The sequence below is a fragment of the Variovorax beijingensis genome (assembly GCF_007828835.1).
Lineage (GTDB): Bacteria > Pseudomonadota > Gammaproteobacteria > Burkholderiales > Burkholderiaceae_C > Variovorax > Variovorax beijingensis_A.
This window is the reverse complement of sequence record NZ_VIVL01000010.1, coordinates 1-13,129: the sequence shown is the minus strand read 5'-3', so window position 1 is coordinate 13,129 and position 13,129 is coordinate 1. Positions and strand designations below refer to the sequence as shown.

The following is a 13,129-nucleotide window of genomic DNA, read 5'->3' as shown; positions in this document are numbered from 1 at the left end:
TCTCCAAATGGTGGGGCATGTCTGGTGCCGTGAGCACCAGGGGTTCGAACGAGGTGACGGACCTTCGAACGGGTATCAGACCGAGGCGCCGTTTTCTGCCCTGGTGGTCGCTTCAAGGGCGACATCACGGGCCATCAAGGTCGCGTACTTCTGATTCATGTCGAACAGGTTGGCGTCGTGGGCCTGCAGCGACCGGTCCCCCACGCAGTCGGTCACGACGAGGGGGCGGAACCCGTGGCACATGGCGTCGACCACACTGGCGCGGACACAGCCGCTGGTCGTGCAGCCGGCAATCAGGAGGGTCCGTGTGCCCCGCAGGGACAACCAGGCGGCCAGCGAAGTCCCGAAGAAAGCCGAGGGACTGGTCTTGCGCAGCACCAACTCCCCGGCCACCGGCTGCAGTTGCGGCACGATCTGGCTTTCGCTCGCATCCTCGCGCAGGGCAAGGATGGGGGGAACCTTGAGCGCGAAGATGTTGGCATCGGCGCCATCGTCCTGGTACACGACCCGCGTGTGCACGACCGGCCATTGGCGCTGGCGCGCTTGGGCGAGAAGCCCGCGCGTGCATTCGATGGCCCCGGCGATGTTGCCGCCGCCAAACGTGAGCGGATCGGCGAAGCCATTGATGAAGTCGATGATCAACAGGCCGTAGGGCGCCACGGGCGCCACGGCATTGCCGAATCCTTGCTTCTGGTAGATGTCTTGATCGAAGCTCATTGGAAAGCCCCGTCGATCACCTTGCCGTCGCGAACCACGACGATGCCATCGAGTGCCACCGTGCAATTGCGCAGCGGAATGTCGAGGTGACAAGGCGTGGTGCGCGAGCCGCCGGCCTCGTTGTTCGGGCCCAGAGAGAACAGGAAATTGCCTTCGAACGAGCGCGCGTCCTGGCCGGTCGTCGCCTCGCGGTCCATCAGCGATAGTGTGTGCCAGTAGCATCGTGGCTGCATCCCCCAGCCGATGTGCGCGATGGCGTAGGCCTCGGGGTCTTTGTAGGCTTCCATGAATTCGCGCAGCAGGGCGGCATCGACGTCACCTTCGATGCTGCGCACGAAACCGCCGCTCAGATTCATCGTGATCTTGTCCGAGACGTAGTTCTTCTGCGGCAGCAGGATGTCGCCGCGATCGATCACGATCGTGCCGTCGCTGCCGCCTTCGTTGGCGAAGGTAAAGAGGAAGCCGCTCGGCCAGTGGTCCCAGCGCCCGGGTTCCTCACAGAATCCGTACTCGCTGATGACCGGAAATTCGCCAAGCTGGAACGTCACGTCCGTGCCGGCCGGCGACGTCACGTGCATCCTTTTTGCCTTCTTGAGCAGCTTCGATGCGTCCAGCACGCGTTTGCGATCGGCTTCGGTGGGCACCGCCCGCACCAGGACCTCCGGCGGCTCCACGGCCAGCAGGATCTTCGTTCCCGACTCCAGGATCTCCATCTGTTCGGGCGAGAACAGCAGCAGCATCAAGTCCAGGACGAGGTCACTGTTCTTCATCGCCGCGAGCGCGGCCGGGTTGTTGGTCAGGGGCGTTGCGCCCAGGTAGCTCATCAGGTCGCGGCTGGTGGCCTTCTCCGCGTTGATGGGTTGCAGCTCGATCCTGGTCACGATCGCGCCCGCGGCCTGCGCTGCAATTGTTGCTGTCTGGAGCGTCTGCGGGTGCGTGTGGGGGCCGCACAGAATGGAGACCGTCTGTCCGCGCTCCACTTTGCTGAGCTTCAGGACCTCGTCCCAGGCCTTGATCATCTGATAATCGCTGACTGCCATGTTTCGTCCTTTGGAGTGAAGTGTCAGAACTGCAGCAGCGCCAGGTCTTCCGGGCTGCCTAGCTTGAAGAGCCGGCGCGCATTGCCATGGCACACCTGTGCCCGTGTCTTGTCGTCGAGGGGTGCGTCTTCGATGAAGGTGCAGGCCTCGGCGGTTGACTCGTAGGGGTAATCCACCGAGAAGAGCACGGCCTGTGCCCCGAGCTCGCCAATGGCGCCCAACAGGGCCGATGCGGAGCACACACCTGACGTGGTGATCAGGATGTTGCTACCGATGTACTCGCTGGGTTTGCGCGCCAACTTGATGCCGGATGGATACGCGGCGAAGCGGCTGTCCATGCGCCAGCGCTGGTACGGCAGGGCCTCCCCCATGTGGCCCAACACCAGGGTCAGGCGCGGGAATCGGTCGAACACCCCGCCGAACAGCAGGCGCAACGCATGGCCCGCTGTCTCCACGCCCCATCCCCATGCAGCGCCCTGGAGCACCGGCATGCCTTCCAGCAGAGCCGGTGCCTGGCTGAATGCGTTGGGATGCAGATAGATGGGCACCCCAAGCGCCTGCGCGCGCTCCCAGAACACGTCGAACGCGCCACCTTCGTAGTAGCGGCCCAGGGTATGGCCGTTGATCATCGCGCCTTTGAAGCCATATTCGACGACCGTGCGTTCCAGCTCCTTTGCTGCGGCGCTCGGATCCTGCATGGCCACGTGGGCAAAGGCGCCGAAACGTCGCGGATGACGCGACACGCGCTCGACAAGGAACTCGTTGTTCTCGCGCGCTCGGCGCACGGCGGTGTCACGATCGGCCTCGGCCTGTACACCAGGCATCGTTTGCGACAGCACGACGTACTCGATGTTCCCTGCGTCCATCTCCGCAAGGCGCTGATCATCGAAGTCGGTCAGCCTGGCATCGAGCTTGGCGACGAATTCGGCGGGAAGCGCTCGCGTGTACGGGGCTGAGTACGCGTCGAAGCCGGGGGCCGAGAAGTGCTCTTCCAGTGCGATTTTTGGGGTTTGATTCATAGTCTTCCTAGGTGGCCTCAGACCGGGTACGCCAAGGCGGTGTCGAGAATTTCCGTGTCGTGGACCACTTCGCGGCTGGCAAGAAGCAGTCGGTCGCCTTCGCGCACGAAGCGGTCGTGATAGACCCCGGCGAGATGCACCGTGGATGGGCCCTCCACCAGGGTCTGCATCAGGATGAATGGCGTCTGAGAACTGATCGCGTTCCCCGTCTCTTGCAGTACGCGCGCAATCCCGAGTACATGCAGCATGTGTCGCGGCGCGAACATCTGCGAGTGCGCAACGGCAAGGGCGCGGTCAATGATCATGTCCAGACCCTCGCAGTAGATGAGTCCCACGGGCATGTTCAGAAGCGCGTTCTGGCGCGATGTCACGCGGTACGTCGCTTCCTCGCTGAAGAAGTCCGGCCAGCGTTCGACGTCGTTCGCATCCAGAGCAGCGCAGTACTCGACGTGAAACGACTCGATCTCGGCGCGCAACTCGGCTGCGCGTCGGGGCGAGATGGTGGCCTTGGCATAGGCGAGCCGCTCCTTCATGCTGCTTTCTCCGCGACACGGATGTCCATCACGTCCCGGTAGTACTGGTAGAGGGAGCGGATGCAGGACTCGGAGATGAGATTGCGTGCCGTGCCCTGGTGGCCGGCATCGAGCTTGACGACGTTGTTGTCCGTGGACGAGTTGCGCAGGCCTTCCTGCACGAACTTCAATGCCTCGTTGTCCTCAAGGCCCAGGAAGCCGGCCGGGCCCATCAGGTTGCCCTGACGAAGGCGGTGCCGTGTCATCTCCGGCGTGTCGTCCTCATATCCGAACATCGTCCATTGCATCACCATGCTGTTCGGACCGTTCGGGATGATCTGGCGCACACCCATCGTGTTCATCTGGCGCTGAACGATGAGGTTCGGCCACATGGTCATCATGTTGGCGGACCAGGGCGACTTGAACTCCCGTACGTAGTCCAGGAACCGTTCGTCTCGCAACCGGAGGGTGTCGCTGAACGATCGCATCTGCGCCTTGTCGTCGTCGGCGACAGTGGCATAGATCTCGTCCGGCTTGGCCGACGCCATGAAGCCATGGCGGCCATGCGCCTTGTCTGCAAACACGATCGACTTGATGCCGGGAACCAACAGGCCAAACACCACGAGAAACGAATGCAGCAGCGTCGCGTGGTACGGGTCCTTGAGGTTCTCGTGGTACATCTTCCAGTTGCAGGGAAGCTCGTTGCGGCAGTAGCCCAGGATCTTGAGTTTCTTGCCCGAGAAGGGCACGTCGAACTCCTCGACGATCTCCTCGGTCATGTACTCTTCCAGGGGAGGGGTCTTGTCGGAGTAGGTGGCGAAGATCACGCCGTTGCGCGTGGCCACGCGCAACTGGCGGGTGCCGTGGTCGGCGTTCTTGAAGTCCGCCGGCATGCCGCCGACCTTGTTGATGCCGCGCTTGAACGGAACGCCCTGCAGGTTTCCCTTGAGGTCGTACGACCACTGGTGGTAGGGGCAGACGAACTCCTTCGTATTTCCCTGGCTGGAGCGACAGAACTCCGCGCCGCGATGGGCACAGCGGTTCTCGAAGACGGAGATCGTGTTGTCCTCCGCGCGAACGATCACGACGGCCGTGGCGCCGACGTAACCGCGCTTGTAGTCGCCTGGGTTGGGAATCTCCGCTTCCAGAGCGACAAAGTTCCAGGTGTCCCCCCGAAAGATGCGCTCGATCTCCTGGTCATAGTTCGCCTGGCTGGTGTAGACCCAGTCCGGGATGTTGTTCATGGCGTCCGCTGGCCAGACGCACTGTTCCAAGGGCGGATTCTTTCGGGCATTCGTGATGCCGATGACCGCCTGCGATTGATACATGAAAGCTCCTTAGCTTTGAGAGAGGTGGTTTAAGCGGTGAGCGCGTCATCGGCTTGCATCTGCTTGGCCCATGCGCGCAGGTTGGTGGCGTCCAGTTGAAAGTCCTGCAACTGCACGGGCCGCCCACGTTCGAAGAGAGGGCGAACGGCTCGCAGATCGGCGCCTGCATTGATGGCGACGCCGTGCAATGGGACAGAACCCCGATGGCCGATCCACAGCGCCTTGTCATTGGCCGGGTCGCCGCGGCGCACATATTCGAGATCGCTGGCCGGCAGGCCCAGCATCTGGATGTTGTGTTTTCCCTGGTCGGTCCAGAACCATGGCACCACAGGTGCAGGAAGAGGCAGGCCCAGCATGGCAGCAGCGGCAGTGCGCCCCTGCTCGTTCGCGTTCTGCCAGGATTCGAGGCGCGTTGGCGCCGCCTGCCCGGGACGACGCTGGCTGGTGCAGTCGCCACATGCAAACACGTGTGCGTTGCTGGTGCGACAGGACGCGTCGACCAGAATGCCGCCACCTGCCGCGATCTCGAGTCCCGCATCGCGCGCCAGCGCGTCGTTCGGAGACAGGCCGATGGCGATGATCACCTCATCCACTTCAAGATCGCCGGTGCTGGTGCTCAGGCGCAACCGGCCGACTGGCAGTGAATGGACGCCGCTGCAGGAAGCGCCGAGCAGGAGCCTTGCGCCTGCTGCCCGTATTCGCGATTCAAGCCATGCCGACGCCTCCGGCGGCACAAAGCGATCGAGCACGGATGTGGCGCGTTCGAGTACCGTCACCGAAGCGCCTGCGAACAGCGCCGAGTTTGCGATTTCGAGTCCGAGGAATCCACCGCCCAGAATCGCGACTTGCGGCGTTCCTTGAAGGGCGGCTCGCAGCCTGCGCGCGTCATCCAGGGTGCGGATGTAGTGCACACCCGGGCGGCCGGCTGGGACGGATGCGAGCGTGACGGCCTCACCGCCGGTGGCGAGCAGGCAGATCTCGTACTCGAGCACTTGCCCGTCTGCAAGGCGAACATGCTGCTGCACAAGGTCCAGTGCAACCGCGTCGCTGCCGCTGAGCAGGTCGATCTTGCTGCGCGTCCAGGATTCGTCCGTGAGGACGTCGAGCCGGGGGGCGTCGGGAGCCACCAAGACGGCCTTGGACAAAGGCGGGCGCTCATACGGTCTGTGGCGCTCCCGACCCAGCATCGTGATGCGCCCGCTGTAGCCATGCTCGCGCAGGGCGTGTGCCGCGACGGCCGCCGACTGACCCGCACCGACGATGACGATGCCGCGTGCGGTCATTTGCCGGCAGGCGACAACACGTAGATGTGATCGCCCTCCCGCTTCACGGCATGGGTGCGCAGGTCCGCGGTGGCCGGCGCACACATCGCTTTGCCGGTGCGAATGTCGAAGCGGCCTTGGTGCAAGGGGCATTCGACACAGCCGTCTTCCACATAGCCCTCCGACAGCAGAGCCGTGGCATGGGTGCACATGCTGTCTGTTGCAAAAAACTCGTCGTCGATCCGGTACAGCGCAACACCGTAGCCAGCGACATTGACTGTCTTCGCTTCATCGTTGCTCAGCTCTTGCGCCGAGGCGACCTTGATCCAATCCATGGCTCCATCCAGTCGTTGAAAGATCCGAAATAAATACTCAGTGAACTGTCATAGTAAGCGCATCGAATCGTCTTTTCAAGTGCGGGTTTGTACTTGTTGGCGCTGCACCAGAGTGGATAGAAAAGCGCCTGGATGATGGGCAAAAAGAGTGCATTTACGCTCTGGAATAGCACCACGTCGGTGAGTCCGGCGTGTCAGGGTTTTCATCAAGAAATGCTGTCTTCACACGCGGCATTAGCGCATCTATACTTCTGCACGTGTACTGTCATAAAATAGATGTGAGACATTGGATCACGGTCCGGAAGCCGCGATGCAGCATGGCGGGGTCCGGCACGTGAGCGTCTTCTTGATGTGAGCCGATCGTGTGGAGAAGCGCGCGCCGATGTCGCGTGGAAAGTTCCTGCTCATGGCCGCCATTCAAGCGGGTGTGGTCCAGTGCTTTCGAAGTCGCGCGCAGATCGGGGTGCGCCGTGGTCGAGGTCACGGCTTCACTCGGGGGCTTTCGATGGAGTCGGCGATGCGGCGGCGAACGCCAGGTACGCGGCACGAAGCACGAAGTGCCGTCACGGGCCAGTTTCGGACGGGTCATCTGTGCGCATGAATGAGCAGCGGCTGGGATCGCTGGGACAGTGCCGCCGTGCCGCACATCCTGTGCGGCACGCCCGGGCAAATTAGTCAAGGAAAAGGAAACGCATGAACCAAGCAGACATTCCGGCGAGAGTGCTCAAGCGCGAGGGCATCGGAGCGCGGGTGCCTCGCAAGGAGGATGCGCGCCATATGGTGGGCAAAGGCAACTTCGTGGGCGACTTCGTGCTGCCGGGTCTGCAGGAGGTCGCGTTCCTGCGCAGTCCTCTGGCGCACGCCACCATCACGGGGGTCGAAATTCCGGAGGAGCTTGCGGGGAAGGTGTTCTTGCGCGAGATGATGCCGGATGCTGCGGACATCGGTTCGCCTTCTTCGCTGCCCACATACCAGTACTCAGCCTTGCCGCCGCTGGCTTCGGGCAAGGTCCGGCATGTGGGAGAGGCGGTCGCCATGGCTGTTGCGCCCACGCGTGCAGTGGCGGAAGACCTGCTCGAGGAGGTGCAGGTTTCCTATGACGAGCTTCCCGTCTACCACGGCGCCGAGTCTTCTCTTGCGGCGACGGGAGACTTCCTTCATCCTGGGTGGAAAGACAATGTCTTTCTCACGCTGCGGGCCAATCGCGACTTCGATGAACTTGCCGCGAAGGCGGAGGTGAAGGTCAGCCGCACCGTCGAACTCTCGCGTCAGTGCATCGTGCCGCTGGAGGGTAAGTCGGTGCTGGCCTACTGGGACTTCCAGGCCGATCAACTCGTGGTCGTGAGCGCGACGCAAGTCCCGCACCTGCTGCGCGTCGGTATCGCCCAGCACCTCTCGATGAACGAGGAAGCGGTGCGCGTGGTGTCGCCCGACGTGGGAGGCGCCTTTGGCTACAAGGGGCAGTTGTACCCCGAGGATCTGTGCATTGCCTGGCTGGCCAAGACATACCGAACGCCGTTCCGCTACCTTGAGGATCGGCGCGAGCATCTGATCGTCGGTGCCAACACGCGGCAGCATCACTACCAGCTCACTGCCTATGCGGACCGCACTGGAAAGCTCCTCGCTTTGGACGCTGTCATCACCATCGACGGCGGCGCCTATTCCTACTATCCCTTCTTCGTCGGTCTGGAACCTGGCCAGGCGATCGGCAACCTGCCGGGCCCCTACACCTTCCGCGGCTATCGCTGCGAGACCCTGTGTGTCGCGACCAACAAGCCGGGCTTCATGGCCTACCGCGGCGTAGCGCGCACCGGCGTGTGTTTCGCGATCGAGCTCCTCATGGACGCCGTGGCGCGTGAAGTGGGGCGAGAGCCATGGGAGGTCCGCATGGACAACCTGGTCCCGGCCGCTGCCATGCCCTACGTCAACGTGGCCAACAAGCACTTTGACAGCGGCGACTTTCCCGCGAGCCTGCGCCGCGCCGTGGAGATGATCGGACTCGCTGCAGTCCGTGAGCGGCAAGCCCGGGGAGAGCCGGATGGGCGCCGGATCGGGTTCGGGACGGCAACCTACACGGAGCAGTCTGCCCACGGCACGACCGTTTTCGCCAACTGGGGGTTGCCGGTGGTGCCTGGCTTCGATCAGGCGGTGGTCAGGATGACCGCGGATGGCGGACTGGAAGTGCGCGTCGGCGTGCACTCGCATGGCCAAGGCATGGAGACCAGCTTTGCGCAGATCGCCAATGATGTACTTGGCATTCCTGTTGCCCGGATCCGGGTGGTGCATGGCGACACTGCGCTCACGCCCTTCTCCTCGGGGACCTACGCCTCTCGGGCCACCGTCATGTCAGGAGGCGCCATCTCGACCGCGTGCAAGGAACTGTTGCCTCGCATTCAGTCGATCGCCGGCTATCTCATGGGCGTGGACCCGCAGACCGTCGCATTGGTCGAGGGGTTTGCTGTCGCCGGGGAAAAGTCGATTCCGCTGTCCGAAGTGGGCGGTGCGTGGTATCTCACGCCGCAGGACCTGCCTGAGAACGTTCATCTCGGTGGACTGGAGGTCTCGCGTGCGTACAAGCCCAGAGTCGACACAGGTACCTTTACGTATGCCACCCATGCGGTCGTTGTCGCTGTCGACACGCAGACGGGCGAGGTCGAGATCCTCGACTACGTCGTCGTCGAGGATTGCGGCACCATGGTCAATCCGATGATCGTGGAGGGCCAGACCATCGGGGGCATCGCGCAGGGCATCGGCACCGCGATGTATGAAGAAAGCCCATACGACGATCAAGGCCAGCCCCTGGCTTCCACTCTGGCCGACTACATCTTGCCTGGCGCCACGGAAGTGCCGCGCATCCGTATCGAGCATTTCGAGACACCTTCGCCTCACACCGAGTTCGGTGCCAAGGGCGTGGGGGAGGGGGGCGCAATCGCGCCGCCGGCGGTGATCTTCAACGCCGTGAACGACGCGTTGCGAGGCACGGGTGCCGCCGAGGTACTGATGACGCCCCTGACGCCGCGTCGCTTGCTCAAGGCCCTCGAAAGCGCGAAGCCGGAACAGGAGCTCGTCAAATGAAGGCGCCGAAATTTGCATACACCCGGGTCTTCGACGTGGATGAGGCGATCGAGGTGCTGGCCAAGGGCGGCGGCACGGCAAAGGCGATGAGCGGAAGCCAGTCCTTCGGTCCCATGCTCAACTTGAGACTGGCGCGACCGGCTCAAGTGGTCGACGTGGCCAATATCCCAACGCTGCGCGCTGTCAGTCGCAAGGGCGAGTGGGTCGAGATCGGCGCAGCCGTCACGCATGCCGAGATCGAGGATGGTGTGTACCCGCCGCTGGCGGCGCATCCCATGCGTCAGGTCGCAGGCGGGATCGCCTACCGCGCGATCCGTAGCCGCGGCACCGTCGGAGGTAGCTTGGCGCATGCAGATCCAGCAGCGGATTGGGTTGTGACGCTCGCTGCACTCTGTGCGCGCATTGTGATCAGGTCGCCGCGCGGCGAACGCACGATCGAGGCGGACGGCCTCATGCTCGGCGCTTATACAACGGTGCTCGAGGCTGACGAGTTGATCCTTGCCATTCATGTGCCATCCGAGACGCCGACCACGCGCTGGGGGTATCACAAGGTCTGCCGCAAGCCTGGCGAATTTGCCGAGGCCAGTGCGGCGGTCTATTTCGATGTCTCGCGCAAGCGAGCACGCGTCGTTCTGGGGGCCGCAGACGGGCCACCGATCCTGCTGAATGACTTCGCGGCGGAAATTGCCAGCAGGGGTGCGCAGGCTGCGGGGCGTGAAAAGGTAAGCGCGGCCGTCGGCGCCGCTCTCCCTGATCGCGACGCCATCGACCGGAAGCTCTTCACGGCCTGCGTCGAGCGCGCACTCGAGCAGTCCGGTGTTTTTTCCAATCTCAAGCAAGCGGAGTAAGAAGACTTGGACCCCATCTCTATTCAGGTCAATGGCCGCGGCTACAGCCGGCACGCCGAGCCGCGGATGCATCTTGGCGACTTCCTGCGGGACGAGCTGCGCCTGACAGGAACCCACCTTGGCTGCGAGCATGGCGTCTGCGGCGCATGCACGGTGCTCGTCAACGGGCAACCGACGCGCTCGTGCATCACTTTCGCCGTCGCATGTGAGGGCCAGGAGGTCACCACCATCGAGGGTTACGACGATGATGCAGTGATGCAAAGGCTGCGCCCGGCGTTCACGCGTCATCACGCATTGCAGTGTGGGTTCTGTACACCCGGAATGCTCGCCACGGCGCGCGACATCGTGCTTCGTCTGCCCCACGCCGACGAGGCGCGCGTGCGCCTCGAGCTGTCCGGGAACCTGTGCCGTTGCACCGGATACCAGGGTATCGTGGACGCGATCCTGGATGTGCTGCAACAGCAGCGTGACACCCCCGACGCGCAAGTCGAAAACCTGCGGCAGACACTGAGCTTGCCGCGAACCATGGCACTGGGCCCGGTCACTGCACCGAGCCAGGCGCAGCCGCCCGCGCGTTCGCCCGGCAAGCCGCCCACGGCGGATCCGGTGACTGCCGCGGAAATGGCGGAGGTCGATCCCGTCGCGATGGCCAAGGCCAAGGCCAAGGGCAACGCGATCGAAGTGCATTTCGATGTGCCTTATCCGGCGGATCAGGTGTGGAAGTTCATGGGCGACCTGCCTGCGGTTGCCTCCTGCTTGCCCGGTGCGACCATCGACTCGCACGAGGGAGAGAGGGTCAAGGGCACCATCGCGATCAAGTTCGGCCCGATGTCGGCGGCATTCGCCGGTGCAGCGCGGCTGGAGCGCGACGATGTTGCCAAGCGCGCGGTCCTGCGCGGTGCCGGCCAGGACAGCCTGAGCAAGTCGCGCACCCAGGGAGACATCACCTATCGCCTGGAAGAACTGACTGCCGGCAGCACGCGTGTCCACGTGGACATGATCTATGCCCTCCAGGGTCCACTCGCTCAATTCTCGCGCTCCGGACTCGTGAAGGATTTCGTGCGCCGCATGGTCGCGGACTTTGGAAAACAGATCACGCGAAGGCTGGGCGGTCAAACGGTTGCGTCCAATGAACCACAACCCACGGTTTCCGTCGCCGGGATGATGTGGAGCGTGCTCTGGAATCGCATCCGTGGCTGGTTTGGAAAGCCGCCGCAGCTCTGACATGGCTCGCTGCAGGAGAGGCAAGCGGCCCAGGCGAGCGTTTCGATGGTTCTTTCAACGTCGGTTTGAGCGTGATGCTCGCGTCACAGAGTTGGCCGCATGAATATTTTCGGAGTCTGAATGAGTTCCTTCCTTCTTGGCTATCACATCCGTGCAAACGGGGTGCGACTGCACCTCTTGCGCTATGGAGGACAGGGTCCTCGACTGCTCCTGTTGCCCGGAATTACGAGTCCTGCAATTACCTGGGGCTTCGTCGCCGAACGATTGGCTCGGCACTTCGACGTCCATGTCCTTGACTTCCGGGGGCGTGGTCTGTCCTTCAGCGCGCCGGGGATGGTCGCGACCCTTGATGCCATGGCGGCCGATGTGCTGGATCTGCTGAATGTCCTGGGGTGGTCATCCGTGACGGTGCTGGGTCACTCAATGGGCGCCCGCGTGGCGATTCGCGCCGCGGCGCTCGATCCGGGACGCATGGCCAGGCTGCTGCTTGTCGATCCGCCAATGTCCGGCCCGGGCCGCCGACCTTATCCAGTCCCTCTGGCTTGGTATGTCGAGTCGATCCAAATGGCTGTCAATGGCATCACGGCCGAAGAGCTTCGCCCCTATGCGCCCACGTGGACAGATGAACAATTGCGGCTGAGGGCCGAATGGCTCCATACGTGCGACCAGGATGCTGTTGTCCAGGCGCATGCTGGCTTCCATGAGGACGACATCCACGCCGATCTACCCAAACTGCGGACGCCTGGACTTCTGATGGCCGCGGGCCGAGGAGGGGTGATGCTGCCGGAAGACCTTGCCGAGATCGAGGCTCTCTCGCCTGGATTGTCGCAATGCACGGCCTTGTACGCCGGGCACATGATCCCGTGGGATGACGAGGAAGATTTTTATCGCTTGCTTGGTGATTACCTGAAGGTCGACCTGCGCTAGCGCAACCTGAAGCGCAGTTGGGTTTCCATTCACACTCAAGGGAGTCGATAAACTCGTCGGCTGACACCCTCAGCGATCTCGAGATGATGACAAAGCGTTCTCCCGCCCAGAAAAAGACGGTCGGCTCAGCCGATGTGGCAAAGCACCCGGTCCCAGAGCCTTTCAATCCACTGCGCCAGGTCATGTGGCGTCGCCCGGGTTTCCTCATTCGCAGGCTGACCCAGATCGGACAGGCGATCTTTTTCGATCTATGCAAGTCCGAAAGCATCACTCCGCTTCAGATCGGCATGCTGACGGCGCTTTCGATGAACCCCTGGCTGGATCAGAAAGCGATCGGGCGAGAGCTTTCGCTGGACCGGACAACGACGGCGGAAGTGCTCAAACGTCTCGGTGACAAGGGGTTGGTCGAAACCCGCGTCAACCCGGACGATCGTCGATCAAGGCTTTCGGTGATCACCACGGATGGGCTCAAACTGATCAACGACTTGCAAGAAAGCATTCACCGCTCTCAAGAACTGCTGATCGAACCGCTGTCGCCAGAAGATCGCGTTGTCTTCATGAGGTTGCTTGCGCAGCTCGTCGATGCGCATGAAAAGAAGGAAAAGGGAATTTGAGTCGTCTGATGGAGTTTTCGTCTTTCGGCGACTGATGAATATGGGCCCACTGCTTTCTTTCGGCGTCCGTATCGCTTGCCCGCACGTGAGTTGTGTCAATTAAGTAATTTGGGACTGCTCTGGAAGCAGGATGGAGATGAGCTACACCGCCCCCCTCAAGGACATGCTGTTCGACATCGAGCACCTGGCCAACATCGGCGAGATCGCCAGGCTGCCGGGCTTCGAGGA

14 protein-coding genes are annotated in these 13,129 nt (G+C 62.7%); 6 read left to right on the top strand and 8 right to left on the bottom strand.

The genetic code is table 11. From position 1 onward, the window contains the following. Positions 1 to 75: 75 nt before the first annotated feature. From FB547_RS24620 to FB547_RS24585, 8 genes are all read right to left on the bottom strand, one after another. Complete coding sequence (locus FB547_RS24620) at positions 76 to 717, bottom strand: isochorismatase family protein (RefSeq protein ID WP_145746282.1); 642 nt, start codon at positions 715 to 717, stop codon at positions 76 to 78. Further along, positions 714 to 1,757, bottom strand: a complete 1,044-nt coding sequence (locus tag FB547_RS24615) for a 2,5-dihydroxypyridine 5,6-dioxygenase (protein ID WP_145746281.1) — start codon at positions 1,755 to 1,757, stop codon at positions 714 to 716. The genes FB547_RS24620 and FB547_RS24615 overlap by 4 nt, the downstream gene beginning before the upstream one ends. A 23-nt stretch (positions 1,758 to 1,780) precedes the next feature. Next, entirely contained in the window at positions 1,781 to 2,776 is a 996-nt protein-coding gene (locus FB547_RS24610; protein ID WP_145746280.1) for an amidohydrolase family protein, read from the bottom strand. A 17-nt stretch (positions 2,777 to 2,793) separates the two neighbouring features. Next, positions 2,794 to 3,309, bottom strand: a complete 516-nt coding sequence (locus FB547_RS24605) for an aromatic-ring-hydroxylating dioxygenase subunit beta (protein ID WP_145746279.1) — start codon at positions 3,307 to 3,309, stop codon at positions 2,794 to 2,796. Further along, entirely contained in the window at positions 3,306 to 4,616 is a 1,311-nt protein-coding gene (locus FB547_RS24600; RefSeq protein WP_145746278.1) for an aromatic ring-hydroxylating oxygenase subunit alpha, read from the bottom strand. Before FB547_RS24600 ends, FB547_RS24605 begins: the two co-directional genes overlap by 4 nt. A gap of 29 nt (positions 4,617 to 4,645) precedes the next feature. Beyond that, positions 4,646 to 5,899, bottom strand: a complete 1,254-nt coding sequence (locus FB547_RS24595; protein WP_145746277.1) for an NAD(P)/FAD-dependent oxidoreductase — start codon at positions 5,897 to 5,899, stop codon at positions 4,646 to 4,648. Next, positions 5,896 to 6,213 carry a non-heme iron oxygenase ferredoxin subunit gene (locus FB547_RS24590; RefSeq protein WP_145746276.1) on the bottom strand — a complete coding sequence of 106 codons (318 nt, stop codon included), beginning with the start codon at positions 6,211 to 6,213 and terminating at the stop codon, positions 5,896 to 5,898. The genes FB547_RS24595 and FB547_RS24590 overlap by 4 nt, the downstream gene beginning before the upstream one ends. Positions 6,214 to 6,478: 265 nt before the next feature. Beyond that, positions 6,479 to 6,697, bottom strand: coding sequence for a hypothetical protein (locus FB547_RS24585; protein WP_145746275.1), 219 nt, complete (start codon positions 6,695 to 6,697; stop codon positions 6,479 to 6,481). Between the two features lie 209 nt (positions 6,698 to 6,906). On the opposite strand from FB547_RS24585, the gene FB547_RS24580 reads away from it, so the two are divergent. The 6 genes from FB547_RS24580 to FB547_RS24555 form a co-directional block, all read left to right on the top strand. Next, positions 6,907 to 9,288, top strand: coding sequence for a xanthine dehydrogenase family protein molybdopterin-binding subunit (locus FB547_RS24580; RefSeq protein WP_145746274.1), 2,382 nt, complete (start codon positions 6,907 to 6,909; stop codon positions 9,286 to 9,288). After that, entirely contained in the window at positions 9,285 to 10,136 is an 852-nt protein-coding gene (locus tag FB547_RS24575) for an FAD binding domain-containing protein (protein ID WP_145746273.1), read from the top strand. Before FB547_RS24580 ends, FB547_RS24575 begins: the two co-directional genes overlap by 4 nt. Positions 10,137 to 10,142: 6 nt before the next feature. Next, positions 10,143 to 11,360: a xanthine dehydrogenase family Fe-S subunit gene (locus FB547_RS24570; RefSeq protein WP_145746272.1), complete on the top strand. Its 1,218-nt coding sequence runs from the start codon at positions 10,143 to 10,145 to the stop codon at positions 11,358 to 11,360. A 120-nt stretch (positions 11,361 to 11,480) separates the two neighbouring features. Then, on the top strand, positions 11,481 to 12,287 hold the full coding sequence (locus FB547_RS24565; RefSeq protein WP_145746271.1) for an alpha/beta fold hydrolase: 807 nt from the start codon (positions 11,481 to 11,483) through the stop codon (positions 12,285 to 12,287). Between the two features lie 83 nt (positions 12,288 to 12,370). After that, a complete protein-coding gene (locus tag FB547_RS24560) occupies positions 12,371 to 12,901 on the top strand; it encodes a MarR family winged helix-turn-helix transcriptional regulator (RefSeq protein ID WP_145746270.1) in 531 nt (176 codons plus the stop codon). A 136-nt stretch (positions 12,902 to 13,037) separates the two neighbouring features. Further along, positions 13,038 to 13,129: acyl-CoA dehydrogenase N-terminal domain-containing protein (locus FB547_RS24555; RefSeq protein ID WP_145746269.1), on the top strand; the 92-nt coding region annotated here is incomplete at its 3' end.